Origin of the sequence: Thioalkalivibrio sp. ALE19 (genome assembly GCF_000428605.1) — a bacterium.
Lineage (GTDB): Bacteria > Pseudomonadota > Gammaproteobacteria > Ectothiorhodospirales > Ectothiorhodospiraceae > Thioalkalivibrio.
In genome coordinates, this window is the sequence record NZ_AUAG01000008.1 from 1 (window position 1) to 25382 (window position 25382).

Annotated in this window: 26 protein-coding genes; 17 read left to right on the forward strand and 9 right to left on the reverse strand. The window is 70.9% G+C overall.

What is annotated here, in order from left to right; translation table 11 throughout:
* Nucleotides 1-295: hypothetical protein (locus F787_RS17310; protein WP_304412510.1), on the reverse strand; the 295-nt coding region annotated here is incomplete at its 3' end.
* Between the two features lie 14 nt (nucleotides 296-309).
* Here F787_RS17310 and F787_RS0103975 point away from each other — a divergent pair.
* From F787_RS0103975 to F787_RS0103985, 3 genes are all read left to right on the forward strand, one after another.
* Complete coding sequence (locus F787_RS0103975) at nucleotides 310-1725, forward strand: multicopper oxidase family protein (RefSeq protein WP_028491371.1); 1416 nt, start codon at nucleotides 310-312, stop codon at nucleotides 1723-1725.
* Between the two features lie 107 nt (nucleotides 1726-1832).
* On the forward strand, nucleotides 1833-2201 hold the full coding sequence (locus tag F787_RS0103980; RefSeq protein WP_028491372.1) for a copper resistance CopC family protein: 369 nt from the start codon (nucleotides 1833-1835) through the stop codon (nucleotides 2199-2201).
* Between the two features lie 3 nt (nucleotides 2202-2204).
* Nucleotides 2205-3110 (forward strand): copper resistance D family protein, encoded by a 906-nt coding sequence (locus F787_RS0103985; protein ID WP_028491373.1) that lies wholly within the window; start codon nucleotides 2205-2207, stop codon nucleotides 3108-3110.
* 134 nt (nucleotides 3111-3244) lie between these two features.
* On the opposite strand, the gene F787_RS0103990 is transcribed toward F787_RS0103985, so the two are convergent.
* The 5 genes from F787_RS0103990 to thiD form a co-directional block, all read right to left on the reverse strand.
* Complete coding sequence (locus tag F787_RS0103990) at nucleotides 3245-4069, reverse strand: sulfite exporter TauE/SafE family protein (RefSeq protein ID WP_081694078.1); 825 nt, start codon at nucleotides 4067-4069, stop codon at nucleotides 3245-3247.
* Nucleotides 4070-4091: 22 nt separating this feature from the next.
* Complete coding sequence (locus F787_RS0103995) at nucleotides 4092-4631, reverse strand: hypothetical protein (RefSeq protein WP_028491375.1); 540 nt, start codon at nucleotides 4629-4631, stop codon at nucleotides 4092-4094.
* Between the two features lie 27 nt (nucleotides 4632-4658).
* Nucleotides 4659-5942: a glutamate-1-semialdehyde 2,1-aminomutase gene (hemL, locus tag F787_RS0104000; RefSeq protein WP_028491376.1), complete on the reverse strand. Its 1284-nt coding sequence runs from the start codon at nucleotides 5940-5942 to the stop codon at nucleotides 4659-4661.
* A gap of 117 nt (nucleotides 5943-6059) precedes the next feature.
* Nucleotides 6060-6716, reverse strand: coding sequence for a thiamine phosphate synthase (thiE, locus tag F787_RS0104005; protein WP_028491377.1), 657 nt, complete (start codon nucleotides 6714-6716; stop codon nucleotides 6060-6062).
* Complete coding sequence (thiD, locus tag F787_RS0104010) at nucleotides 6709-7500, reverse strand: bifunctional hydroxymethylpyrimidine kinase/phosphomethylpyrimidine kinase (protein ID WP_028491378.1); 792 nt, start codon at nucleotides 7498-7500, stop codon at nucleotides 6709-6711. The genes thiE and thiD overlap by 8 nt, the downstream gene beginning before the upstream one ends.
* Nucleotides 7501-7576: 76 nt before the next feature.
* Between thiD and F787_RS0104015 the strand changes: the two genes are divergently transcribed.
* The gene (locus F787_RS0104015; RefSeq protein ID WP_018870367.1) at nucleotides 7577-8029 is read left to right on the forward strand and encodes a hypothetical protein; all 453 of its coding nucleotides are present in this window, start codon (nucleotides 7577-7579) and stop codon (nucleotides 8027-8029) included.
* A gap of 25 nt (nucleotides 8030-8054) precedes the next feature.
* Here the strand turns inward: F787_RS0104015 and F787_RS0104020 are convergent, their stop codons facing one another.
* On the reverse strand, nucleotides 8055-8747 hold the full coding sequence (locus F787_RS0104020; RefSeq protein ID WP_028491379.1) for an HAD family phosphatase: 693 nt from the start codon (nucleotides 8745-8747) through the stop codon (nucleotides 8055-8057).
* A 112-nt stretch (nucleotides 8748-8859) separates the two neighbouring features.
* On the opposite strand from F787_RS0104020, the gene sucC reads away from it, so the two are divergent.
* From sucC to F787_RS0104040, 4 genes are all read left to right on the forward strand, one after another.
* The gene (sucC, locus tag F787_RS0104025) at nucleotides 8860-10020 is read left to right on the forward strand and encodes an ADP-forming succinate--CoA ligase subunit beta (protein WP_028491380.1); all 1161 of its coding nucleotides are present in this window, start codon (nucleotides 8860-8862) and stop codon (nucleotides 10018-10020) included.
* Nucleotides 10017-10898, forward strand: a complete 882-nt coding sequence (sucD, locus tag F787_RS0104030) for a succinate--CoA ligase subunit alpha (RefSeq protein WP_018935809.1) — start codon at nucleotides 10017-10019, stop codon at nucleotides 10896-10898. Before sucC ends, sucD begins: the two co-directional genes overlap by 4 nt.
* A 16-nt stretch (nucleotides 10899-10914) precedes the next feature.
* Nucleotides 10915-12618, forward strand: a complete 1704-nt coding sequence (locus F787_RS0104035; protein ID WP_028491381.1) for an NAD+ synthase — start codon at nucleotides 10915-10917, stop codon at nucleotides 12616-12618.
* 70 nt (nucleotides 12619-12688) lie between these two features.
* Nucleotides 12689-13027: a P-II family nitrogen regulator gene (locus F787_RS0104040; protein WP_018870362.1), complete on the forward strand. Its 339-nt coding sequence runs from the start codon at nucleotides 12689-12691 to the stop codon at nucleotides 13025-13027.
* Between the two features lie 28 nt (nucleotides 13028-13055).
* On the opposite strand, the gene F787_RS0104045 is transcribed toward F787_RS0104040, so the two are convergent.
* Nucleotides 13056-13958 carry an outer membrane protein assembly factor BamD gene (locus F787_RS0104045; protein ID WP_019591095.1) on the reverse strand — a complete coding sequence of 301 codons (903 nt, stop codon included), beginning with the start codon at nucleotides 13956-13958 and terminating at the stop codon, nucleotides 13056-13058.
* Nucleotides 13959-13988: 30 nt separating this feature from the next.
* Here F787_RS0104045 and rluD point away from each other — a divergent pair, with 30 nt between their 5' ends.
* Both rluD and pgeF read left to right on the forward strand, forming a co-directional pair.
* Nucleotides 13989-14951, forward strand: coding sequence for a 23S rRNA pseudouridine(1911/1915/1917) synthase RluD (rluD, locus tag F787_RS0104050; RefSeq protein WP_028491382.1), 963 nt, complete (start codon nucleotides 13989-13991; stop codon nucleotides 14949-14951).
* On the forward strand, nucleotides 14948-15739 hold the full coding sequence (gene pgeF / locus F787_RS0104055) for a peptidoglycan editing factor PgeF (RefSeq protein ID WP_042805642.1): 792 nt from the start codon (nucleotides 14948-14950) through the stop codon (nucleotides 15737-15739). The genes rluD and pgeF overlap by 4 nt, the downstream gene beginning before the upstream one ends.
* Here the strand turns inward: pgeF and queG are convergent.
* Entirely contained in the window at nucleotides 15736-16983 is a 1248-nt protein-coding gene (gene queG, locus F787_RS0104060; RefSeq protein ID WP_028491384.1) for a tRNA epoxyqueuosine(34) reductase QueG, read from the reverse strand. The two genes, pgeF and queG, sit on opposite strands and share 4 nt — an antisense overlap.
* Between queG and F787_RS0104065 the strand changes: the two genes are divergently transcribed.
* The 7 genes from F787_RS0104065 (at nucleotide 16982) to hflX (ending at nucleotide 25265) form a co-directional block, all read left to right on the forward strand.
* Nucleotides 16982-18514, forward strand: coding sequence for a bifunctional ADP-dependent NAD(P)H-hydrate dehydratase/NAD(P)H-hydrate epimerase (locus F787_RS0104065; RefSeq protein WP_028491385.1), 1533 nt, complete (start codon nucleotides 16982-16984; stop codon nucleotides 18512-18514). The two genes, queG and F787_RS0104065, sit on opposite strands and share 2 nt — an antisense overlap.
* Entirely contained in the window at nucleotides 18504-19004 is a 501-nt protein-coding gene (gene tsaE, locus F787_RS0104070; RefSeq protein WP_051245997.1) for a tRNA (adenosine(37)-N6)-threonylcarbamoyltransferase complex ATPase subunit type 1 TsaE, read from the forward strand. Before F787_RS0104065 ends, tsaE begins: the two co-directional genes overlap by 11 nt.
* Before the next feature lie 164 nt (nucleotides 19005-19168).
* Entirely contained in the window at nucleotides 19169-20575 is a 1407-nt protein-coding gene (locus F787_RS0104075; RefSeq protein WP_369773213.1) for an N-acetylmuramoyl-L-alanine amidase, read from the forward strand.
* Between the two features lie 93 nt (nucleotides 20576-20668).
* Nucleotides 20669-22567 (forward strand): DNA mismatch repair endonuclease MutL, encoded by a 1899-nt coding sequence (gene mutL / locus F787_RS0104080; protein WP_028491387.1) that lies wholly within the window; start codon nucleotides 20669-20671, stop codon nucleotides 22565-22567.
* Nucleotides 22567-23502, forward strand: coding sequence for a tRNA (adenosine(37)-N6)-dimethylallyltransferase MiaA (gene miaA, locus F787_RS0104085; RefSeq protein ID WP_028491388.1), 936 nt, complete (start codon nucleotides 22567-22569; stop codon nucleotides 23500-23502). The genes mutL and miaA overlap by 1 nt, the downstream gene beginning before the upstream one ends.
* A gap of 72 nt (nucleotides 23503-23574) precedes the next feature.
* Complete coding sequence (hfq, locus tag F787_RS0104090) at nucleotides 23575-23838, forward strand: RNA chaperone Hfq (protein WP_018870352.1); 264 nt, start codon at nucleotides 23575-23577, stop codon at nucleotides 23836-23838.
* Nucleotides 23839-23891: 53 nt separating this feature from the next.
* A complete protein-coding gene (gene hflX, locus F787_RS0104095; RefSeq protein WP_028491389.1) occupies nucleotides 23892-25265 on the forward strand; it encodes a ribosome rescue GTPase HflX in 1374 nt (457 codons plus the stop codon).
* Nucleotides 25266-25382: the final 117 nt, after the last annotated feature.

The following is a 25382-nucleotide window of genomic DNA, read 5'->3' on the forward strand; positions in this document are numbered from 1 at the left end:
GGATCTGACCTTTACCGTGGCCGGTGAACTGCCGGGCGGGGCGCCGGGTGACGAGGGGTACCTTGAAACCGACGGTCTCGAACATGATCCGTCCGCGATGGACCACGACCACGGTGACCACGGTGACCACGGTGACCACGGTGACCACGGTGACCACGGGGACCACGGGGACCACGGGGACCACGGGGACCACGGGGACCACGGGGACCACGGGGACCACGGAGATCACGGAGATCACGGAGATCACGAGGATCACGACCATGGCGATCACGGTGACCACGGCGACAACGGTCACGGAGGGCATCACTGATGAAACGGCGTAATTTCCTGCTGGCCGCCGGCGCGGCAATGCTGCCGGCAACCACCCTGACCCGGGTGATGGCCGAAACGGGTCACGAGCACCACAACGAGGGCGACGCCACGCCCGGCGAGCGCACCGAACAGGGCTACATGCCGGTGCACACGCCGAACGGCTGGACCCTGCCGTATGAAATGAACAACGGGGTGAAGGAGTTCCACCTGGTCGCCGAGGAGATCGAGCACGAGTTCGCGCCCGGCTCGGTGGCGAAGTGCTGGGGCTACAACGGCACCACCCCGGGGCCGACCATCGAGGCGGTGGAGGGCGACCGGGTCCGCATCTACGTGACCAATCGCCTGCCGGAATACACTTCGGTGCACTGGCACGGCATCCACCTGCCCTCGGGCATGGACGGGGTGAAGGGCGTGACCCAGCCGCCGATCCATCCGGGCGAGACCTTCGTCTACGAGTTCGAGCTGAACCAGCACGGCACGCACATGTATCACCCGCATGCCGACGAGATGGTGCAGATGGCGATGGGGATGATGGGGATGTTCATCATCCACCCGAAGGACGGCGAGATCGAGCCGGTGGACCGCGACTACGCGATCCTGCTGCACAACTGGGGCCTGCACCCGGGCACGCGCACGCCGGATCCGTCGATCATGGTCGACTTCGACCTGTGGTCGATGAACTCGAAGGTGTTCCCGGCCATCGACTCGCTGGTGGCGAAGACCGGCGAGCGCGTGCGCATCCGCATGGGCAACCTGTCGATGTGGAACCACCCGATGCACGTGCACGGGGTGTCGTTCGAGGTCACCGGTTCCGATGGCGGGCGCTGGCCGCGCGAGCAGTGGCGCAAGGAGACCACCGAGATCGTCGCGGTCGGCCAGACCCGGGATATCGAGTTCATCGCACCGCCGGGCGACTGGGCGTTCCACTGCCACATGACCCACCACACCATGAACCCGATGGGGCATGGCATCGCCAATCCCCTGGGGGTGGATCAGTCCGGCATAGAAGAAGAGATCCGCAGCATCCTGCCGGGCTACATGGCCATGGGCGAGCACGGCATGGCGGATCACCAGGACCACACCGACGGTGGCCACATGCCGGGCCCGGAAAACACCCTGGCGATGGGCATGGGCCACGGCCCGTTCGGCAACATCGGCATGGGCGGGATGTTCACCCTGATCAAGGTGCGCGACGACCTCGAGCCCGGGGATTTCCGCGACCCGGGGTGGTACTGGCACCCGGACGGGGAGGTGGCCCACAAGGTGAGCGACGACCCCGAATTCGGCAGCCCCGTACGTCGCGGCAAGCTGGCGGATGCCGACTCCGACAAGCTCCCGACCCCCGATCGTGATGCCCATGGTGGGCACGGGGGGCATGGAGGACACGGCGGCCACGACGGCCACAACCACTGAGTTCCACCGGCGCGGGCAGCCGGGGACGCTGCAAGGCGTCCCCCGGTGGCCCGTGGCCGGCGGACGCTGACACGACACGACTGCACCCGAACAACGAAAAGGATGAAATCATGACGATGATCACGCGCAATACCCTGCTGTCCGGCCTTGCGGCCCTGCTGCTGGCTTTCGCTGCCCCGTTGACCGCCCACGAGGGTCAGATGGGCCAGGTTCCCGAGGATGGTTCCACGGTTGAGGGCACCCCCGAGGAGATCGGGATCCACTTCGATGGCGCGATGCGCATCACCCAGTTCGACGTGGTCGGGCCGCAGGGCCGGGTATCGCTGGAAGGCGGGCCGGGGAATGACCCCACCGAGGAATACCATGTGCGTCCGGCCGGCGACCTGGAACCGGGGCGCTACGAGGTGCGCTGGCGCGGTCTGGCCCGTGATGGCCACATGATGTCCGGGACCTTCCGCTTTACCGTGGAGAACTGAGGCGTGGCCTGGCTGTCCGCGCTGGCCGGGGTGGATGCCTGGACGGTCGCCATGATCCTGGTGGCGGCCGGGTTCCATGCCGGCGCCCTGCTGGCGGCCGGGGCGGTGCTGTTCCGTCTGGCGTTTCCGGATCTGCCCGATCCGGCGCGCCGGGCGGCCAGCCGTACGGGTGCGATCGCGGCCTGGGCCGCGATCGCGCTGGTCCTGGTCAAGTGGCCATTGCAGGCGGGGTATCTCGGGGGCGGGAATGTGTCCGCCGCGTTTGATCCGGCGATGCTGGGGATGGTGTTCGACGGGGCGCAGGGAACCCGGCTGGTGCTGGCCGTGAGCGGCCTGCTGCTGGTGCAGGCGATCCTGCTGGATGCCCGGCGTTTGCCGGGGGTGGGGTACGGTCTGAGTCTGGGTGGCGTCCTGCTGGTGATGCTTGCCTTCGTGCAGGTCGGGCATACGGCCGGCGAACCGCGCGTGCTGCTGGGCGGCCTGCTGATCCTGCACCTGCTGGCGGCCGCGTTCTGGATTGGTTCGCTGTGGCCGCTTTATCGCCTGGCGGGACAACCCGCAGCGGATCCGGCGGCCGCCCGCATCCTCGAACGTTTCGGGCGTATCGCATTGTTTGTGGTGGGCCTGCTGGTGCTTGCGGGCGCGGTTCTCGCGGTGTTGCTGGCGGGCGGCGTGACACCCCTGTTTACTACCGCCTGGGGACAGTTCCTGCTCGCCAAGGTGCTGCTGGTGGCGCTGCTCCTGCTGCTGGCCGCGCTGAACAAGTGGCGTTTGGTGCCGGCATTCTCACGCGGTGACACCACGGCACCCCGGCGCCTGCGGCGCAGCATCGCGGTTGAAGGCGTGCTGGTCGCGGCCGTGCTGGGGGTGACCGCGATCCTCACGGGCATCACCTCGCCGAACGGCTGAGTCCCGGTCGGCCAGAGGGCTGGCCTCCTGCAGTCCGGGGTGCCCCACCCCTTGTGGGAGCGCAGCCCCCTGCGCGATGCGGCGCGGGAGCGCCGCCCCCTGCGGTTGCGGATCCCCGCACCGCCGGGCCGGAGTCAGCGCAGGAGCATCAGCAGGCCGGCGAGGATCAGCACCCCGGCGAAGCCACGGCGCAGCACCGCGACCGGCAGATGGTGCGCCAGCCAGACCCCGGCGCGCACGCTGATGGCGGTACCCGCGACCACCCCGGCGATGGCCGGCAGGTAGAGATACCCCAGGCTCCATTCCGGGGTGGCCGGGGTGGTCGCGGTCCATTGCGGCAGGGCAAACACCAGGGTTGCGCCGATGGAGATGGGCACTCCGAGGGCCGCGGCCGAACCGATGGCGCGGCGCAGTTCCAGCCCCTGGCTGACCAGGAAGGGGGTGGTCAGGGTGCCGCCGCCGATCCCGATCAGTGCGGACACCGCACCAATGATGCCGCCCCCGCCCAGCCACACGCCGCGGCGCGGGACTGGCTTGCGAGGCGGTTGAACGTTGAGCAGCATCCAGAGACCGATCGCGACCTCGAAGGCGCCGAAGATCCGCCCGAGGTGGTCGCTGTCGAGCTGGGTGGCCAGGCCGGCACCCAGCAGGGCTCCGCCGATGATCCCCGGCAGCAGCCGGCGCACGGCTTCGCCGTCCACCCCGCCACGGCGGTGGTGGGCCCGCGCCGACAGCAGCGCGGTGGGGATGATCGCCCCCAGTGACGAGCCCACCGCCAGCTGCACCAGCCCCGCCTCGGGAAAGCCCAGTACGGTGAAGACCGCGACGAACACCGGCACCAGCACCAGCCCGCCACCGATCCCGAACAGCCCGGCCGGGATGCCGGTGATCAGGCCCAGGACCACGAACAGCACGGCCAGCCCGGCGGGCGTGGCCGCCAGCGCGTCGATCAGGTGCATGGCCGGGGGGCGTCAGCGGGCGTCACGAACCGGGTTCCTCGTCGCGGCGTCCGGAAGTGGCGACCACGATGCCCCAGACGATACCCGCGAGGAACATCACCACGCCGGGGATCCCGAACAGGGCGGCACGCCGGGCGTGCTCGAGGAAGCGCACCTCGCGGAGGGTGAAGGCATGCGCGTCTTCCATCCCTTCGACGAGGATCGTGTACGTCCCCGGTTCCGGGAAATGGAATCGTCCCAGGGCCACCCGTTCGGTCTGCCCGGAGGTGTACGTCAGGGTGGCCCGCGATGACTGCAGCCGGATGGCTTTGTCCCCGTCCGGCGTCCGGGCGACGACCCGGGTTCCGTCCGGAAGTTGCTCGGGGAACTCGCGGAAGGTCCCGTCGAGGTAGGTCCGGGTGTACAGCCACAGGCGATAGTCACCGGCGCGCGGGATCTCCACCTCGGTGCTGCCCGGACCCTCGAAGTCTTCGGCCAGGCCCTGAAAGGCCCCGCTCAGCGCGACCCAGGCCAGCGCCAGAAGGGCCAGCCCGGCCACGCTCAGGGCGACAGGTCCGCGCATCGGTGCCGACCCGCCGGGGCGTGACGGTCAGGCGTCCAGCGCCTTGAAGCACTTGCGTGCGGCCTCGACGGTGGCCTCGATGTCCGCGTCGGAGTGCGCGCTGGACATGAAGCCGGCCTCGAAGGCCGAGGGCGCGAGATAGATCCCCTCTTCCAGCATCGCGTGGAAGAAGCGTCCGAAGGCCGCGGTGTCGCTGGCGGTGGTGCCGGCGAAATCGGTGACCTTCTCCTCGCTGAAGAACAGCCCGAACATGCCCGGGACCTGATTGGTGGTCAGGGCCACGCCGGCCTCGCGCGCGGCCTCCTCGAAGCCCGCGACGACCTTGCGCGTGCGTTCCTCCAGGTCCTGATGGAAGCCCGGGCGGCTGAGGATGTCCAGGGTGCGGATCCCGGCGGTCATCGCGATCGGGTTCCCGGACAGGGTACCGGCCTGATAGATCGGCCCCAGCGGGGACAGCTGCTCCATGATCTCGCGGCGGCCGCCGAAGGCGCCCACCGGCATGCCGCCGCCGATGATCTTGCCCAGGGTGGTCAGGTCCGGGGTGACGCCCAGATAGCCCTGGGCGCAGTTCGCGGACACGCGGAAACCGGTCATCACCTCGTCGAAGATCAGCACCGTGCCGTATTCGTCGCACACCTCGCGCAGGGTCTCGAGGAAGCCCGGCACCGGCGGGATGCAGTTCATGTTCCCGGCGATCGGTTCGACGATGATGCAGGCGACCTCCTCGCCCTTCTCGCGGAAGAACTCGCGCACGCCCTCGGGGTCGTTGTAGCTGAGCGTGCTGGTCAGCGCCGCCAGTTCGGCCGGCACGCCGGGCGAGCTCGGCTGGCCGAGGGTCAGGGCGCCGGAGCCGGCCTTCACCAGCAGGGAATCGCCGTGGCCATGGTAGTTGCCCTCGAACTTCACGATGCGGTCGCGGCCGGTATAGCCGCGCGCCAGGCGGATCGCGCTCATGGTGGCCTCGGAGCCCGAGTTGGTCATGCGCACCATGTCCATGGACGGGACCAGCTCGCACATCTTCTCGGCCATCTCGCTTTCCAGCCGCGTCGGGCAGCCGAAGGACAGGCCGTTGTTGCAGGCCTCGCGCACGGCCTCGATCACCTCGGGGTGGGCGTGCCCGGCGACCATCGGACCCCAGGAGCCGATGTAGTCGATGTAGCGCTTGCCGTCGGCATCCCACATGTAGGCGCCGTTGGCGCGGTCCATGAAGATGGGGGTCCCGCCGACGCCCTTGAAGGCGCGCACCGGGGAGTTCACGCCGCCGGGGATCCGGTTCCTGGCGGCTTCAAAGAGGCGAAGCGTTTCCTGCATGGCGGTGTCCTGTCTGCAATGGGAGTTGGGAGCGGGGTCGGGGCCGCAGCCCCGACCGTGCAACCCCGCAACCTTAGCGACGGGGCGGCGGCGGTGCAAAGAGGTGTATGCCCGGGACTAAGCCGTGCGGAAAAGCGCGGCGATGCGGCGGGCGGCGGCCTCGGGGTCGGGGGCGGCGCTGATGCCCTGGATCACCGCGACCATGTCGGCGCCGGCGGCCACCACCTGCGCGGCGTTGTCCGCGGTAATGCCGCCGATCGCGCAGATCGCCACGGCGAGTTCGCGCCGGGCCTGGCGGATCAGTTCCGGCGTGGCCCGTACCGCCTCCGGCTTGGTCGGTGACGGAAACATCGAGCCGAAGGCGACGTAATCGGCCCCGGCCGCCTGCGCCGCCCGCGCGCGCGCCAGCTCGTTGTAGCAGGAAACGCCGATCACCGCCGCGTCCCCCAGACGGGCGCGGGCGCCGGCCGGGTCGGGGTCGTCGCGCCCCAGGTGCACCCCGTCGGCGCCGATGCGCGCGGCGAGCTCCACGTCGTCGTTGACGATGAAATACGCCCCGTGGTCGTGGCAGAGCCGGGCGAGCGCCCGTGCCACGGTCTCCTGTGCTTCCCCTTCCAGGTATTTGTCGCGCAGCTGGACGCAGCAGGCCCCGCCGGCCAGTGCGGCGGCGGCCGCGTCGGTGTGGGCCGGCAGCGGATCGGCCCCGGGCGGCGGGGCGGGCGTGACGAAGTACAGCCCGCGCAGGGGCGCGCGCTCGGTTACAGGTTCAGTCATGGCTGGCCGGGCACAGGCGGTTGGGCACGTGCTGGCCCTGTCCGGGGGCGTAGCCGGTCTGCACGGCGTGGTTCATGAAGTTCTGTGCCTCGATCACCGCCGGTTCCAGGTCGCGCCCGCGGGCGAGGAAGGCGGCGATGGCGGCGGCCAGGGTGCAGCCGGAACCGTGGAAACCGGCCGGGTGGCGCGGCAGTTCGAACATCCGCTGGTGGCCGTCCTCGCGGAACAGCCGGTTCCGGATCGGCTCGTCCTCGCCGCCCTCGTGGCCACCGGTGATCAGCACGTTGCGCGCGCCGCGTTCGCGCAGGGCGGGGCCCTGGTGCTCCGGGGTGTCGTGCCCGGCCAGGGCGTGCGCCTCCGGACCGTTGGGGGTGATCAGGGTGGCGCGCGGGAGCAGGATCTCGCGGGTCGCGTCGATCACCGCCTCGGTCGCCAGTTCGCCCCCGCCGCCGGCGACCATCACCGGGTCGAGCACCGCCGGGATATGCGGGTGCGCGCCCAGCAGCGCGGCGGCGGTTTCCACGTTCTCCACCGAGCCAAGCATGCCGATCTTGATCGCGCCCACGTCCAGGTCCGCCAGCGTGGCCTCGATCTGCGCGCGCAGCCGGGCGGCCGGCAGCACGCTGAAGTCGATCACGTTGCGGGTGTCCTGCACGGTGATGGCGGTAACCGCCGTGGCCCCGTGCACCCCCAGCCGGGTGAAGGTCGTCAGGTCCGCCTGCAGGCCGGCGCCGCCCCCGGGGTCCGAACCGGCAATGGTCAGGGCGATGGGGGGATGGGTCATCTCGCGGTCTCCCGTGCTATGGTTCGCGCGCCCCGCGGCCCGGGGCATGCCATTTCAGCAGGGGAGTGTACGCAGCATGAGCACGGAGTTCGATGTGGAACAGGCGCAGCCGCTGCTGGCGGTGGCGCGCGGAGAGTCGGGGCTGACCGCCGCGGCGGACAACGCCCTGCAGGCGCTGGAGGCGGAGCTGAACGCGATCGCCGCCGAACTGCAGGTGGAGCACGTCGGGCCCGGGGTGGGCATGGCGGACATGAACGCCGAAGGGGCCTACCGCATCGTGGTGCGCGAACACGAGCACGACGTGACCCGGTGCGAATGGGGCGTGATGGTCTGCGATGCGGCCGACAACTGCGACTACCGGCCGATGTGGCCGATGTCCGGCACCGGGCGGCTGCGGCGCCGTCAGGTGGTCGAGGCCCTGCCCGAGCTGATCGCCGGCTGGCGCGCGGCGATGAACGAGGCCGGCCGCGCCCTGACCCCGGCGGGCCAGCGTCTGGCCGCGCTGGACGGCGTGTTCAACCCGGCCTGACGGCCTGCCCGGGCGGGCGGCGGCCTCAGTCCAGTGCGACCGGCTGCGCCCCGGCCCGCAGGGTCAGGCGTTCCCACCCCTGTTCCCGGGCGTGTGCGTCCAGGGTCGGGTCCGGGTCCACGGCCACCGGCCGGCCCACCCGTTCCAGCAGCGGGATGTCGTTGCGCGAATCGCTGTAGAAACAGGCCTGCGCCATCACCGCGTCGGGATCGTCGTGGTGGTCGGCGAGGAAGGCGTGCAGACGATCCACCTTGCCATGCTGGAAGCAGGGCGTGCCGGCGACCTCGCCGGTGAAGCGACCGTCGCGCTCCTCCGCGATGGTGGCCAGCAGATTCGGCACCCCCAGGTGCTGCGCGATCGGAGCGGTGACGAACTGGTTGGTCGCGGTGATGATCACCAGCTCGTCGCCGGCCTCGCGATGGTGCTGCAGCAACGCATGGGCGGCCGGTGCGATCATCGGCTCGATGACCTCCTGCATGAAGGCCTCGCGCCAGGCCTCCAGCCGCTCGCGGGGCTGCTCCGCCAGCGGGGCGAAGGCGAAGCGGCAGAACTCGAAGATGTCCAGCGTGCCGGCCAGGTATTGCTCGTAGAACCGATCGTTCCCCGCGGCGAAGGACTCGCGGTCCACCGCCCCGCGGGCGATCAGGGTCTCGTTCCAGGCGTGATCGCTGTCGCCGGCGAGCAGGGTATTGTCGAGATCGAACAGGGCCAGGGTCATGCGGCATCGTCGCGGGTATGCGTGAAGCCGCGCAGTCTACCCGATCCGGCCACCCGCCCGCTGCGGGTCCCGGCAGTTGTCGCCACGGTGGCGCGCCGCTATCCTCGCCGCCATGAATCTGCACGAATTTCAGGCCAAGGCGGCGTTTCGCGACGCCGGGATCCCGGTGCCCGAGGGCCGGGTCGTCGACACGGCGGACGCTGCCGCGCACGCCTGGCGCGAGCTGGGAGGGGGGCGTGCGCTGGTCAAGGCGCAGGTGCACAGCGGCGGTCGCGGCAAGGCCGGCGGGGTGACCTTGGTGGAGGACGCCGAGGCCGCTCGGGACGCGGCGGCCGGCATGCTCGGCACGCGTCTGGTGACTGACCAGAACGCGCCCGAGGGGCAGCCGGTGGAGCGGGTGCTGCTGGAACCGGCGGCCGACATCGCACGCGAGTTCTACTTTGCCCTGCTGGTTGATCGCTCGCGGGAGTGCCTGACCTTCGTGGTCTCCGCCGAGGGCGGCATGGACATCGAGACCCTGGCCGCCGAGCGCCCGGAGGCGATCCTGACCCTGCCGGTGCACCCGGCGACCGGGATCATGCCGTTCCACGGCCGGCGCATCGCCGCGGCCCTGGGGCTGGAGGGCGCGGCCGCGAAGGCGATGGCCCAGCTGGCGACCAACACCCATGCCCTGTTCACCCGCACGGATGCCCAGCTGCTGGAGATCAACCCGCTGGTGCAGACCGGGGACGGCGAGCTGCTGGCCCTGGATGCCAAGCTGAGTCTGGACGACTCTGCCGCCTACCGGCAGGCGGCGCTGGTCGAGCTGCGCGATCCGAACCAGCGCGACCCCTCCGAGGAGCGCGCCCGCGAGCACGACCTCAACTACATCCCGCTGGACGGCTCCATCGGCTGCATGGTCAATGGCGCCGGTCTGGCGATGGCGACCATGGACCTGATCCAGCACCACGGCGGCGAGCCGGCCAACTTCCTCGACGTGGGCGGCGGAACCACCGTGGAACGGGTGACCGCCGCCTTCAAGCTGATCCTGTCCGATGACTCGGTGCAGGCGGTGCTGGTGAACATCTTCGGCGGCATCGTGCGCTGCGACCTGATCGCCGAGGGGATCATCGCCGCGATCCGCGAGGTGCAGGTGGACGTGCCGGTAGTGGTGCGTCTGGAGGGGACCAACGCCGAGCAGGGCCGCGAGGCCCTGGCGAATTCCGGCCTGGACGTGATCCCGGCCGCCGATCTGGACGCGGCCGCGCGCGCCGTGGTGGAGGCCGCCGCATGAGTATCCTGGTCGACCGCGACACCCGGGTGATCTGCCAGGGCTTCACCGGCAAGCAGGGCAGCTTCCACTCCGAGCAGGCCATCGCCTACGGCACCCGCCTGGTGGGCGGGGTGACCCCGGGCAAGGGCGGGCAGAGCCATCTCGATCGCCCGGTGTTCGACACCGTGGCCGATGCGGTGGCGGCCACCGGCGCCACGGTCAGCATGATCTACGTGCCGGCACCGTTCGCCGCCGATGCCATCTGCGAGGCGGCCGATGCCGGGATCGAACTGGCGGTGTGCATCACCGAGGGCATCCCGGTGCAGGACATGGTGCGGGTCAAGCAGATGCTGGCCGACACCGGCACCCGCCTGATCGGCCCCAACTGCCCGGGGATCATCACCCCGGAGGCCTGCAAGGTGGGGATCATGCCCGGCTACATCCACAGCCGCGGACGCATCGGGATCATCTCGCGCTCGGGCACGCTGACCTACGAGGCCGTGCACCAGACCACCGCGCTGGGGCTGGGGCAGAGCACCTGCGTGGGCATCGGCGGCGATCCCATCCAGGGGCTGGATTTCGTCGACTGCCTGCGGATGTTCCGCGACGACCCCGAGACCGACGGCGTACTGATGGTCGGCGAAATCGGCGGTGACGCCGAGGAACGCGCGGCGCGCTACATCCGTGAGGAATTCGACAAGCCGGTGGCCGCCTACATCGCCGGGGCCACGGCCCCGCCGGGGCGGCGCATGGGGCATGCCGGAGCGATCATCGCCGGCGGGCAGGGGACCGCCGCGCAGAAGATGGACGCCCTGCGTGGCGCCGGTGCCGTGGTGGCCGAGAGCCCGGCGGAACTGGGCCAGGCCATGCAGCAGGCCCTTGGCGTCTCCGGTCGCTGATCCCCGCACTTCGAACATGACTGCCCAAGCGCCACGCATCGCCCTGGCCCAGTTCAACCCCGTGGTGGGGGCGCTGGAGTCCAATGAGCGGCGGATGCGCGAGTTCGTGCAGCAGGCGCGTGCGGCCGGGGCCCATCTGGTGGTGTTCCCCGAGCTGGCGCTGACCGGGTATCCGCCCGAGGATCTGCTGCTGCGGCCCGCGTTCCTGGATGCGGTGGACGCGGCGCTCGAGCGGCTGGCCGATGTGAGCATCGGCATCGACCTGCTGGTGGGCGCCCCGCGGCGCACTGAGGAAGGCCTGGCCAATGCCGCGGTGTGGCTGCGCAACGGTGCGATCCACGCGAGCTACGCCAAGCACATCCTGCCCAACTACTCGGTGTTCGACGAGGTGCGCTACTTCCATGCCGGGCACGAGCCCTGCGTGGTCCAGCTGGGTGGCTGGCGCCTGGGCGTCACGGTCTGCGAGGACATCTGGCAGCCGGCCCCGGCGGCGCATGCCCGCATCGCCGGGGCCGACGTGCTGCTCAATCTGAATGCCTCCCCGTTCCATCGCGGCAAGCCGGCGGAGCGTGCCGCGGTGGTGGCCGAGCGGGTCGCCGAGACCGGTTGCCCGGTGCTCTACGTCAACCAGGTGGGCGGCCAGGACGAACTGGTGTTCGATGGCCGCAGCTTTCTGCACCCCGGTCCCGAGGGCTCGCCGCAGGCCCTGCTCGACCCCTGGCAGGAGGGGCTGGCGCTGGTCGAGCTGGAGGCCGGTGACGCCGGACGGCCCCGGCCCGTGGCCGTGGCGCCCGAAGGGGTGTCGCCGCTGCCGCCCGCGCCGGCGGCGGTATCCGAGGCCGACAGCTCCGCGCACGCCGCGGATGCGGAAGTCGCGGATCTCTACGCCGCGCTGGTCACCGGCATCCGTGACTACGTCAACAAGAACGGCTTCCCCGGGGTCATCCTGGGGCTGTCCGGCGGCATCGACTCCGGGCTGACGGCGGCCCTGGCCACCGATGCCCTGGGCCCGGAGCGGGTCACCGCGGTGATGATGCCCTATCGCTATACCGCGTCGATGTCGGTCGAGGATGCCCGCGCCCAGGCCGAAACCCTGGGGCTGGATTACCACGAGGTGGCGATCGAGCCGATGGTGCAGGCGTTTCTCGGCGGGCTCGACGGTGCGCTGGCGTCGGTGCCGCCGGCGCCCGGTGACGTGACCGAGGAGAACCTGCAGTCCCGCTCGCGCGGGGTGGTCCTGATGGGCCTGTCCAACCGCACCGGCCGCATGCTGCTGGCCACCGGCAACAAGAGCGAGCTGGCGGTCGGGTATGCCACGCTGTACGGCGACATGAACGGTGGCTTCGCCCCGCTGAAGGATGTGTCCAAGCAGTGGGTCTGGCGCCTGGCGCGCTGGCGCAACACCCTTGGCGAGGCGATTCCCGCGCGCGTGATCGAACGCCCGCCCAGCGCCGAGCTGGCGCCGGGGCAGGAGGATACCGACTCGTTGCCGCCCTATCCCGTGCTGGACGCGATCCTGGAGGCCTTCGTGGAAGAGGAGGCCTCGGTGGCCGACATCGTGGCCCGGGGGCATCCGCGCGAGGTCGTCGAGCGGGCCGCGCGCATGGTGCTGCGGGCCGAGTACAAGCGGCGCCAGGGCGCACCCGGGGTGCGGGTCAGCCCGCGGGCCTTCGGCCGCGATCGCCGCTATCCCATCACCTCCGGCTACCGTCCGGAATGAGGCCGGTGGTCTGGTACACTCAACCGCACACGATTCGCCCGCGGACGCGGGCGCAGACCGGGGGATTCGCATGAAGAAGATCGAGGCGATCATCAAGCCGTTCAAGCTGGAAGACGTCCGCGAGGCCCTGACCGAGATGGGCATCGCCGGGATGACCGCCACCGAGGTCCAGGGGTTCGGCCGGCAGAAGGGCCACACCGAGCTCTACCGCGGGGCCGAGTACGTGGTCGACTTCCTGCCCAAGGTGAAGCTGGAGCTGGTGGTGGACGATGACCGCGTGGACGCCTGCATCGACGCGATCGTGAAGGCTTCGCGCACCGGCAAGATCGGAGACGGCAAGATCTTCGTCTCCGACATGGATCGTGTGGTGCGCATCCGCACCGGAGAGGAGGGCAGCGAGGCCCTCTGACGGGCCGTCTGTCGCGGGGCGCCGCCGTTCAGTTGAAGAACGGCAGGCGCTCGAAGGCGCGCCACAGGCCGCCGCGTTCCACTTCCACCGACAGGTGCTCGCCGCCGCGCACCGCCACCGCGGCCTCGGCATCGTTCAGTTCCAGCACGCTCAGGGTCGCGTCGGCGTGGTCATCCAGACCCAGCTCGCGATAGGAGTGGTACAGCACCGACAGCGCCTGCGGTGTCACGTCGGCGTTGGGGTAGGTCGCCAGCACGTGGCGCGCGCGTTCGGCGGCGGCCACCCAGGCGGTGCGCTCCATGTAGAATTCGGCGATGCGCAGCTCGTTGGCGGCCAGGGTGTTGAGGATGAACACCATGCGCGGATGCGCGTCGGCGCTGTACGGGCTGTCCGGGAAGGTGCGGATCAGCCGGTCGAAGTCCTCGTAGGCGTCCATCAGCGGGCCCTGGTCCATCTCGGTGGGATCCATCGGGAACACGTTGCTGAGGAAGCCCTGGTCGCGGTTGAAGTTGATCAGGCCGCGCAGGTAGTAGGCGTAATCGAGGTTCGGATGACGCGGGTTGAGCTGCTCGAAGCGGTCCACCGCGGCGAGCGCGGGTTCCGGTTCGCCGGCCTTGTAATACGCGTAGGGGATCTCGATCTGCGCCTGTTGGGCAAAGCGTCCGAACGGATAGCGGGCCTCCAGCAGCTCGTAGTATTCCACGGCCTGACTGTAGTTGCCGCTGTCCAGGGCGGATTTGGCCTCGCTGTAGAGCTGACTGGCCGACCAGCCGGCCGTGGGATCGGCGCGCCAGCCTTCGCAGCCGGCCAGGAGCAGGGCCACAATCAGGATGACGAACAGGCGTGGCAGGGCGGAAACTGGGAGCACGGAAACCTCGTTGCGAACCGTTGTGCGCGGATGAAATCCGGATTCTACACCATTGACGAACATTGACGCGGCCTGCCTCCGGAGGGTGAGGGCATGAGCGAACCACGCCGGGCAACCCTGCCCGAGGAAGAGGCCGGGCAGCGCCTGGATGCGGCCCTGGCGCGCGCGTTTCCCGAGTATTCGCGCAGCCAGCTGGTGCAGTGGCTGAAGGCTGGCGATCTGCGGGTGGACGGGGAGCAGCCACGCCCGCGCACGCCGGTGCGCGGCGGCGAGACGGTGGAGCTGGCGCCGCCGGAGACGCCGTCGCTGGAGGACGCCCCGGAAGCCATCGAGCTGGACATCCTGTACGAGGATGCCGACGTGCTGGTGATCGACAAGCCGGCGGGGCTGGTGGTGCATCCGGCCGCGGGTCACCGTCAGGGGACCCTGGTCAACGCGTTGCTGCACCACGCGCCCGACGTCGGCGTGCTGCCGCGCGCCGGGGTCGTGCACCGCCTGGACAAGGACACCACCGGCCTGATGGTGGTCGCGCGCAACGCGCAGGCGCAGACCGCCCTGGTGCGTCAGCTGCAGGAGCGCAGCGTGCACCGCGAATACCGCGCGCTGGTTCACGGCCGGGTGATCGCCGGGGGCACGGTGGACGCGCCCGTGGGCCGGCATCCGGTGGACCGCAAGCGCATGGCGGTGAACCCTTCGGGCAAGCCCGCGACCACGCATTATCGGGTCGCCGAGCGTTTCCGCGGGCATACCCTGCTTAACGCGCGTCTGGAGACCGGGCGCACCCACCAGATCCGCGTGCACATGGCGCATCTGCGTCACCCGCTGGTGGGCGACCCGGTGTACGGCGGCCGGCCGCGGCCGGTGCGCGGGATGGACGAGTCGGCCCGGGAGGTCGTGAATGGATTCCGGCGTCAGGCGCTGCACGCCGCGCGCCTGGAATTCCGTCACCCCGCCACGGGCGAGCCGCAGGCCTTCGAGGCGCCGCTGCCCGCGGATTTCGCCTCGCTGCTGGAGGTGTTGCGCGCGGATGCCGCGAACGCGGAGTCGCAGGCATGAACGCCGCTGGTGCGCTGCCGGACGCGGCCCTGATTACGCCCGACTGGCCCGTCGCCCCCGCGGTCGGGGCCCTGCAGACCACCCGTGCCGGCGGGGTCAGCGAGGGCGTATGGGCCAGTCTGAATCTCGCGCTGCATACCGGGGACGATCCGCAGCGAGTGGCCGGGAACCGGCACCGTCTGGCGCAGGCGGTGGCCGCGCGGGGCGTGCCCGGTGCCGAGCTGCACTGGCCGGCGCAGGTGCATGGCACGCGGGTGGTGCGCGCGGAAGAACTGGCCGCCGCCGACGCGCCGGTGGAGGCCGATGCGGTGATGACCACCCGGCCCGGCCGGGTCTGCGCGGTGCAGACCGCCGACTGCCTGCCGGTGCTGTTCGCCGGTGCCGGCGGCGAGGCGGTGGCTGCCGCGCATGCCGGCTGGCGCGGGCTGGTGGACGGGGTCCTGGAGGCCACGCTGGCGGCGCTGCGCGAGGCCCGTCCGCAGGCGGACTGGCAGGCCTGGCTGGGGCCGGCCATCGGCCCCGACGCCTTCGAGGTGGGCGCGGAGGTGCGCGAACGGTTCCTGGCGGTGCAGCCGCACATGACCAGCGCTTTCAAGCCGGCCGCACGCAGCGGGCACTGGCTGGCGGACCTGGCGGCGCTGGCGCGCGATCGCCTGGCACAGGCCGGCGTGGCCGTGCATGGCGGTGGCGAGTGCACCTTCAGCGACCCGGACCGGTTCTTCTCCTATCGTCGTGATGGCACCACCGGACGCCTCGCGAGCCTGGTCTGGATTCGGCCCGACCTTTAGGAGCTCGTCGGGTCCTCGGGGGGCGGTCCGGTGCCGCCCTCCGGGGCGGGGATGCTGGCGGGCCGTGCGGCCGGATCCACCGGCGCGCGAGTGAGCGCCTTCACCGGGACGGCCGGCGGTTCGGCGAGCCGGCCGGCGGCCCGTTCGTCCAGGCGTGCCCGGGCCCAGGCCACGTGTTCGCGCACCAGTGGTGACGGGTGGTCGGCGCGCGCGGCCAGGGCCTCGCGCGCCTGATCGGTGGCCGGTCCGTTGCCGAGCGCCACGGCCAGGTTGCGCAGCCATTGTTCGTGGCCGATGCGGCGGATCGCCATGCCGGCGGTGCGCTCGAGGAAGGTCGCCTCGTCCCAGGCGAACAGCTCGACCAGCGAGGCGCTGTCGAGGCCATGGCGGGTGACAAAGTCCGGTTCGGCCGCGACCTCGGCGAAGCGGTTCCAGGGGCAGACCAGCTGGCAGTCGTCACAGCCGTAGATGCGGTTGCCGATCAGCGGCCGCAGGTCTTCCGGGATCGAGCCTTTCAGCTCGATGGTGAGATAGGAGATGCAGCGCCGGGCGTCGAGGTCGTGCGGGCCGCGGAAGGCCTGCGTGGGGCACACGTCCAGGCAGGCGCGACAGCTCCCGCAGTGGTCCTCGCCCGGGCCGGGGTCGAGCGGCAGCGGCAGATCGGTGAACAGTTCACCGAGGAAGAACCACGAGCCGGTCCCGCGGGCCAGCAGGTTGGTGTTCTTGCCGATCCAGCCAAGCCCCGCCTGCTGCGCCAGGGCCTTCTCCAGCACTGGCGCGCTGTCGGTGAAGGCGCGGTAGCCGTGCGGTGCCTCGGCCTCGATCCGGCGGCCGAGTTCGGTAAGTCGCTTGCGCAGCAGCTTGTGGTAGTCACGGCCCAGGGCATAGCGCGAGACATAGGCGCCCTCGGGATCCGCCAGCTGGTCAGCCGGACGGCGGGTGCGTGGCGGGAAGTAATCCATGCGCACGCTGACGATGCGCTGCACCCCGGGCAGCAGCGCGCCGGGGTCGCGGCGCAGCGGCGCGCGGTCGGCCATCCATTGCATGTCGCCGTGGGAGCCGCGCTCCAGCCAGGCGTCCAGGTGCCCGCGATCGGCCTCGGGGACCCGCGCCGGGCCGATGCGCAGTTCCGCGAAGCCGAGTTCGCGCCCCCACCGACGGATGCGGTCGGCAAGTTCGGCGCATTGGCGCGGGTCGGGATGCTCAGGCACGATCGACAGGCCAGCAAGGAGAGGAACGGACATGAATGATGCCCCCGCACCCCCGTCCCCGGCCAGCCCCGCGCCCGGTGAGCGGCTGTTTGACACCACGCGCATGCGCGAGCTGGATGCCACCGCCATGGCCCTGCCCGGGATGGCGCCGGGCGAGCTGATGGACCGGGCCGGGGCGGCGCTGCTCGAGCATCTGCGCGAACACTGGCCGGAGGTGACCCGCGTCGGGGTGCTCTGCGGGCCCGGCAACAACGGCGGCGACGGTTTCGTGCTGGCCCGCCGCGCGCGGGCGGCCGGACTGGAGGTCGTGCTGCACGCGGGGTCCTCGCGGGCGCGGGAGGAGTCGGACGGGCAGCGGGCCCGGCGTCTGTGGGAGGAAAGCGGGGGCGAAATCCACCCGCTGGAGACGTTCGATCCCGCCACCGCGGAGGTGTGGGTGGATGCGCTGTTCGGTATCGGTCTGCAGCGTCCGCTGACCGATGTCTACGGCGAGGTGATCGAGCGGCTGAACCGTGCCGAGCGGGCGGTGCTGGCGGCGGATGCGCCCTCGGGGGTGGATACCGACAGCGGGGCCTTGCGCGGCGGTGCGGTGCGGGCCACGCGCACCCTGACGTTCATTGCCGACAAGCCCGGACTGCATACCGGGGCTGCGGTGGACTGCGCGGGCACGGTCAGCGTGGCCACACTCGATCTCCCGCATTCGCTGGCGGAGAGCTTCGCACCGGCGGCGTGGCGCATTGGTCCCGGGCACTGGCGGGCGGGTCTGCCGCGGCGGCGGCCCGGGGCCCACAAGGGTGATGCGGGCCACGTGATGATCGTCGGCGGGGCTCCCGGGTTCGCCGGAGCCGGGCGGCTGGCGGCCACCGCGGCGCTGCGTGCCGGAGCCGGGCGCGTGACCCTGCTGACGCATCCCGAACATGCGGCCTTCGTGTGCAGTGACCGCCCCGAGATCATGGTGCGCGGGGTGAGCGAAGGCCCGGAGCTGCTGCGCTGGCTGGAGCGGGCGGACGCGGTGGCCATCGGGCCAGGGCTGGATCAGGGTCCGTGGGGGCGTGAGCTGTGGCTGGCGGCGGCCGATTCCGGCCGCCCGCTGGTGGTGGATGCCGATGCCCTCAACCTGCTGGCGCAGACCCCGCGACGCAGCAACGACTGGGTCCTGACGCCGCATCCCGGCGAGGCCGGGCGTCTGCTGAACCTGGATGCCGCGGCGGTGGAGGTCGACCGACCGGGGCGACTGCGGGAGCTGGTCGTGCGGTTTGGCGGCACCGTGCTGCTCAAGGGGGCGGGGACGCTGATCGCCGACACCGATGACGGACCGTACGACTGTGTCACCGACGGCCATCCGGGGATGGCCACCCCCGGCTGTGGGGATGCGCTGACCGGCGTGATCGCGGCGTTGCGCGGACAGGGTGCGGGTGCGCGTGTGGCGGCGCGCACCGGCGCCGGCTGGCACGCGGCGGCCGGGCGCGTCGCGGCGCGGCGACTGGGGGGCACTGTCGGCATGCTGGCGGGGGATCTGATCGCGGCCCTGCCGGCCGCCTCGGGGGGCGACGATGGCCTCTGACCGGGCGGTCTTCGACGGAGCCCCGGTGGAGCTGCCGGATGCGGCCGCCACCGAGGCGGCGGGTGCCGCGCTGGCGACGGTGCCGGGGCTGCGCACGGTCTATCTGGAGGGCGACCTGGGCGCGGGAAAGACCACCTGGGTGCGCGGCCTGCTGCGGGCCCTGGGGCACGCGGGGACGGTGCGCAGTCCGACCTATACCCTGGTCGAACCGTACGAGCTGGATTCCCGGCGGGTACTGCATTTCGATCTCTACCGTCTGGGGGACCCGGAGGAGCTGGAGTACCTCGGCGTGCGCGAGGCGCACGGGGCCGGGGTGCTGTGGCTGGTCGAGTGGCCGGAGCGCGGTTGCGGCTGGCTGCCGGAGCCGGATCTGCGCATCCACCTCGAGGAACATCCGGACGGGCCGGAGTACGGACGCCGGCTGTGGCTGGAAGGGCCGGCCGCCGAGGCCGGCCGCGCCGCGCTGGCGGCGGCGCCGGGGCAGGAATAGATCTGGGGCTGGCGGTTTTTTCGGCACACCACATGTAGTGGGTGGTGGCGCCCGGAGAGATGTGGGGAGCGAGGTCGCAGGTTGTGAGGGTACACGCAGAAACTTCGGTATCTTCCTAAAAATTCGCGACATTCCGGGTTGCTTTTTCAGAGGATCTGTCCACAATGAGAGTGGAGTCCCTGACCAGCCGGGGTGTGTGCGTGGGCCATCACCGTTCCGACATCGATCCGAATCGCCGCCAGATCCTGCGCGCCCTGGGTGCACTGGGTCTGGCGACGCTGCCCCTCCCGGCGGCGGCCGGGGCGCGCGTCGAGCGCCTGCGCATGTCGGTGGACGGAGAAACCACGCGTCTGGTCTTCGACATGGAGGGCGAGGCCGAGTACGAGGTGTTTCGCCTGCAGTCGCCGGAACGGCTGGTGGTGGATCTGACGAACGCCAGCACCGATGCCAGCCTGGAGGTCAATGATCACCCGCGTTCGGTGATCGACGGCGTGCGCCATGCGCCGCGCAACGGTTCCGATCTGCGCGTGGTCCTGGATCTGCGCGAGGCCGTGAGCCCGCGCAGCTTCCAGCTGATGCCGGCTCAGGGCGCCCCGCACCGGCTGGTGCTGGACCTGACGCGCAGCGGCTCGGCGGGCACGCGGGTGGAAGCGGGCGAGGAGCGCGAACCGCGTCGCGGTCGCTCGCAGGAGGATCTGCGCGACGTGATCGTGGCCATCGATGCCGGCCACGGCGGGCATGATCCCGGCGCCATCGGTCCCAACGGCACGCGCGAGAAGGACGTGGCGCTGGAAGTGTCGCAGCGGCTTGCGGACCTGGTCGAGGATGAATGGGGCATGGAGGCGGTGATGATCCGCACCGGCGACTATTTCCTGCCCCTGCGCGAGCGCGTCAAGCGCGCCCGGGACGCGGAGGCCGACGTGTTCATGTCGATCCACGCGGATGCCTTCCCGGACCCCAGCGTGAACGGGTCCTCGGTGTACATGCTGTCGGAGGGCGGGGCATCCAGCGAGGCCGCACGCTTCCTTGCCGAGCGCGAGAATCAGGCCGACATGCGCCTGGGCGGGGTGCCGATGAACGGCCGTGATGATTCCCTCAGCAACGTGCTGCTGGATCTGGCCCAGAGCGGCAGCCTCGAGGCCAGTTCCACCCTAGCCGAGCGGATGATCGACGAGCTGGACCGGGTCGGCAAGGTGCGGCGGCCGAAGGTCGAACGGGCCAATTTCGCCGTGCTGCGTTCGCCGGATGTGCCGTCCATCCTGGTCGAGTCCGGCTTCATTTCCAATCCGCAGGACGAACGTCGCCTGCGCAGCTCCAGCTATCAGCAGTCGCTGGCCGAAGCCCTGCTGACCGGTCTGCGGGCGTACTTCTCCACCCACGCGCGTCCGGGCACGCTGATTGCCGATGGCGGCAAGGATACCGAGCAGCACATCATTCGCCCCGGCGAGACCCTGTCCGGGATCGCGGAGCAGTACAGCGTGTCCCTGTCCGAGCTGCGCGCGGTCAACGGCGTCAACGGTGACACCATCTATACCGGTCAGGTCCTCGAGGTCCCTTCCCGCGGCAGTTGAATCCCGGTCCGAATACGGGATTCGGCGAGCACGCACGTGCACATTCGCCGGTGTTTCCTTACCCTGCGTTTCAGTGCTTTCCCGGGACGTGACGTGGGCATCCAGAAACTCTCCAATCAGCTGATCAGCCAGATCGCCGCCGGCGAGGTCATCGAGCGACCGGCCTCGGTGGTCAAGGAGCTGGTCGAAAACGCGCTGGATGCCGGGGCCTCGCGCATCGAGGTGCGTCTGGAGCAGGGCGGGACCCGCCTGATCCGGGTGACCGACGACGGCTGTGGCATCGCGCGGGAAGAACTGCCGCTGGCGCTGTCGCGCCATGCCACCAGCAAGATCCGCAGCATGGATGACCTGGAGGCCCTGCACAGCCTGGGTTTCCGCGGCGAGGCGCTGCCATCGGTGTCCTCGGTGGCGCGCCTGACCCTGACCTCGGCGGTGCCCGGCGAGCGTAACGCCTGGCAGCTTTCCGGGGACGGTTCCGATGTCTTCGGCGAGGTGATGCCGGCGTCGCATCCGCCGGGCACGACGGTCGAGGTGCGCGACCTGTTCTTCAACGTGCCGGCGCGGCGGCGATTCGTGCGCACCGAACGCACCGAGTACGGCCATTGCGAGTCCGTGCTGCGCACCCTGGCCGCGGCGCACCCCGAGGTCGCCTTCGTGCTGCGGCACAACGATCGGGTGACGCTGGACCTGCCGGCGGCACCCGGTGACCCCGCGGCGCGCGTGCGGGCCCTGCTGGGCGAGGCATTTCTGGCGGATGCGCTCCCGGTGGACGAGCAGCGTTCCGGGCTGGTGCTGTCCGGCTGGCTGGGATCCCCGGCGCGTTCCCGGGCTCAGGCCGACCAGCAGTATTTCTTCGTCAACGGCCGTGCGATCCGCGATCGGGTACTGACGGCGGCCGTGCGCAAGGCCTATCAGGACGTGCTCTACCACGGGCGCCATCCGATGTTCGTGCTCGAGCTGGAGCTGGATCCGGCGCAGGTGGACGTGAACGCGCATCCGACCAAGCAGGAGGTGCGCTTCCGCGAGTCGCGGATGGTCCACGATTTCATCTTCCATGCGCTGCATGCCGCATTGGGGCAGGCGAAGGCCGGTCAGGGCGCGGAGGCCGGTGCCGCCCCGGCGGGCGCGCCGCGCCCGGAGGCCCCTCCGCATGCGCGGCCGGGGCTGCTTGACGGAGTGCCGCCGGGCGACCATTCGGCGCGCGGTAGCGGGAGCCCCGCTCCGCTCTCCGGGGGCGGATCCCGTGCCGGGGGGCGCGCGGATCCCGGGCGGGGTGACGGGTTTGCCGCGGCCTGGGCCGCATTCCGGCCGCCGGCAGGCGCCGGTTCCACCGCCGTGGGCGAGCGTGCGGCACCGGATTACCCCGGGGCGGAAACCGCTCCCGGCGAGGGTGCGGACGCTGCGGAGATGCCCCCGCTGGGATTCGCTATCGGCCAGGTCGCGGATACCTTCGTGCTCGCGGAGAACGCCCGCGGGCTGGTGCTGGTGGACATGCATGCCGCACACGAGCGCATCACCTATGAGCGGCTCAAGCGCGAATGGGAGCGTGAACGCGTGACCGCCCAGCCGCTGCTGGTGCCGGAGGAGGTGGAAGTTACCCCGGCCGAGGCCGACCGCGCCGAGGAGCAGGCGGATACGCTGGCCGGGCTGGGCTTCGAAGTGGACCGTTGCGGGCGCGAACGGCTGCGGTTGCGTGCGGCGCCGGCGCTGCTGCGGGGCCGCGATGCACCGGCGCTGCTGCGCGACGTGCTGGGGGATCTGGCCGAAAGCGGTCACAGCCAGCGCACCGAGGTGGCGGCCAACGAGGTGCTGAGCACCATGGCCTGTCACGGTTCGGTGCGGTCGGGGCGCCGGCTGACCGTGCCCGAGATGAATCAGCTGCTGCGCGACATGGAGGCCACCGAGCGCAGCGGCCAGTGCAACCATGGCCGGCCGACCTGGGTGGAGCTGGATCACGCCGCCCTCGACGGGCTGTTCATGCGCGGGCGCTGATGGACGTCCCGCAACCGCCGGTGGTCCTGCTCGCCGGGCCCACCGCCACCGGCAAGACCGGGCTGGCGCTGGAGCTCGCGCAGCGGCTGGACGCCGAGATCGTGACCGTGGATTCGGCGCAGGTGTACCGCGGCATGGACATCGGTACCGCCAAGCCGGATGCGCACGAGCGGGCGCGGGTGCCGCATCACCTGCTGGACATCCGGGATCCGGAGGAGACCTATAACGCGGCGGCCTTCGCCGCGGATGCCCGTGCCTGCATCCGCGCGATCCATGCGCGCGGGCGCGTGGCGCTGCTGGCGGGCGGGACCCTGCTGTACCTGCGGGCGCTGCTGGAGGGGATCGACCCCATGCCGCCGGTGCCGGAAGCGGTGCGCGCCGCGGTGCGCGCCCGGCTGGAGACGGAAGGCGCCCGGGCCCTGCACGAGGCCCTGGAGGCGGTGGACCCGGCGGCCGCCGGGCGCATCCATCCCAACGATCCGCAGCGCATCCTGCGGGCGCTGGAGGTGTTCGAGGCCACGGGGCGCCCGTTGTCGAGCTTCCAGCAGGGGGGCGAGGCGCGGCTGCCGGCGGGCTGGTGCGCACTGGCGTTGTGGCCGGAAGATCGGGAACGTCTGCGCGCGCGGATTGCCGAACGCTTCGATGCCATGCTGGAGGCGGGGTTCGTGGAGGAGCTGCGGGCCCTGCGCGCGCGCCCCGGACTGACCTCGGAGCACCCTTCGCAGCGGGCGGTGGGCTACCGCCAGGGCTGGGAATGGCTGGCCGGCGAGGTCGATTTCGCCACGTTCCGCAGCCGGGCGATCGCCGCAACGCGGCAGCTGGCCAAGCGCCAGCTGACCGGCCTGCGGCGCTTCCCGCTGCACGCGCGGTTGCCGGCGGAAACCGTCGACCCGGAGCAGGCCCTGGCGGCCCTGCGCGAGACGGCATCACGCTGACGATATGCTACTCTTTTTACAGGTTTCGGCCCGCGGCGCGGGCCCCGACGAATGCAACCAGGGAATGTACCGATGGCCAAAGGGCAAATGCTGCAGGAACCCTTTCTCAACGCGCTGCGCCGCGACCGGATTCCGGTGTCGATCTATCTCGTGAACGGCATCAAGCTGCAGGGGCAGATCGAGTCGTTCGATCAGTTCGTGGTCCTGCTGCGCTCGACGGTTTCGCAGATGGTCTACAAGCACGCGATCTCCACCATCGTGCCCGCGCGGCAGGTGCGCATGCCGCTGGATGAAGACAGCGCCGCGGCCAGCGGCGGAGAGGCCGCGGATGAATAGGGGCGTCGTACACCTCCGGGGTGGCCCGGTCCCGAATCGGGGGTGGTCGCGCGTTGTTTGAGCGTCCGCAGACCGGTGGCGACCGGGCGGTGCTGGTGGCCATGGCCATCGGCGGTGCGACCGATCTCGAGGTTCAGCTGCAGGAATTCGAGGAGCTGGTGCGTTCGGCCGGGGCCGAAGTGGTGGCCGTGGAATCCGGCTCGCGGCACCGTCCCGACTCGCGCCTGTTCGTGGGGTCCGGCAAGGCGGACGCCATTCGCGATCAGGTGGCGGCGCACGGGGCCGACCTGGTCATCTTCAACCACGAGCTGTCGCCCAGTCAGGAGCGCAACCTGGAACAGCACCTGCAGTGTCGCGTGCTGGACCGCGCCGGGCTGATCCTCGACATTTTTGCCCAGCGCGCGCGTTCTCACGAGGGCAAGCTGCAGGTGGAGCTGGCGCAGCTGCGTCACATGTCCACCCGGCTGGTGCGTGGCTGGACCCACCTGGAACGGCAGAAGGGCGGGATCGGCCTGCGCGGTCCCGGCGAGACCCAGCTGGAGACCGACCGCCGGCTGCTGGCGGCGCGCATCAAGCATATCGAGCGGCGACTGGAAAAGGTCGAGCGCACGCGCGAGCAGGGGCGCCAGGCGCGCCTGCGCAACGAGGTGCCGACCGTCTCGCTGGTGGGCTACACCAATGCCGGCAAGTCGACCCTGTTCAACCGCCTCACCGATTCCGACGTTTACCAGGCCGACCAGCTGTTCGCGACCCTGGATCCGACCCTGCGCCGGCTGGATCTGGCGCCGCACCAGTCGGTGATCCTCGCGGACACCGTCGGGTTCGTGCGCGACCTGCCGCACGAACTGGTGGCGGCCTTCAAGGCGACCCTGACCGAGACCCGCGAGGCGGCGCTGCTTCTGCACGTGATCGATGCCGCCGATCCGGAGCGCGAGCGGCACATCGCCCAGGTGGAGGACGTGCTCGCGGAGATCGGCGCCGAGGACGTGCCCTGCTGGCGGATCTACAACAAGATCGACACCCTGCCGGAGCGCGACGACGCGGCGGCGGAGCGCTTTGCCGGTGGCGAGGGCGAGGAGGCCTTCTGGCTGTCGGCGCAAACCGGCGAAGGGGTGGAGCGGCTGTACCAGCGCCTGGCCGAGTCCTTCACCGAATCCATGCGCCGTGGCTGGGTCGAGGTGCCGCCGTCCGCCGGGCGGCTGCGCGGTCGGCTGTACGACGAGAACGCCGTGGAGGCCGAGCAGACCGGTGATGAGGGTGCGATCCGCCTGCGGGTGCAGCTGCCGGAGCGGCGCTTTCAAGACCTGTTCCGCGAGGCGGGGCTGGATCCGGAAACGGCCTTCCTGGGGCCGGGCGAGGAACCCGAGGACGCCGAGGGCGCGCAAGCCTCCGGCGCGCGCGAGTCGGCACCGGGCTCCGGTGCCTGATCGCGCCCCCTGACGGGTTCCCGGGCAGCCACGCGGCACGGGGAGTATTATTTACGTTTTCTATCAGAACCTCCTTCAGGGAACTTTTGCCCTAATAACTGACCAAATTAGTCAAGA